The following is a 577-nucleotide window of genomic DNA, read 5'->3' on the forward strand; positions in this document are numbered from 1 at the left end:
ATTAATGTTAATGTTCGCACCGTTAAATAATGTGAGAACATAATTATCGTCTTCTCCTAAATTCATAGTGTTAAAAACCAATAAAATCTGCTTATTTTTCAATCGTTCGTCGTTCCAGTATTTACCAAATACATCAGCGAGTTTTATTTTATGGTTGGTTACAATGACACACTGTTGATCACAGCTCAGGCCTTTGCTTTCTGATACCTTGATACCAGTGATTGTATTACTCATTTCCAGTGCTTTTAAACTATTATCAGTAATGCTTTCTGTTAACTTAAAAAAAGGAGCATTGAAATTATCATTCTTGTAGATTGTTGCTATCATTCCTTGGGGTATGGTGATGGATTGAATACTATCATTATGAATAGGTAGTACTTCTCTGTCAGACTCAAGGATGTTTTCTGTATCGTGATAAAAATCTATTTGTTGATTGGATGCTAAACAAGTAGTTTCACCCTGAAACCCATCTTCTGTATAAAAACAGATTGCCGGTGCTATTTGATATGATTTTATCCTGTTATAAAACCCTGATGATTTTAGTTGCTGTAGATTAATATCATTCTTTAATGTTATT

General features: G+C 32.2%; 1 pseudogene. It reads right to left on the minus strand.

Annotation, left to right across the window (positions count from 1 at the left end):
- Positions 1 to 577 (minus strand): annotated as a pseudogene (locus V1952_RS22420) (GNAT family N-acetyltransferase); the annotation flags it as partial.

This window comes from Yersinia sp. 2542 StPb PI (assembly GCF_048593855.1).
Classification (GTDB): Bacteria; Pseudomonadota; Gammaproteobacteria; order Enterobacterales; family Enterobacteriaceae; genus Yersinia; species Yersinia enterocolitica_E.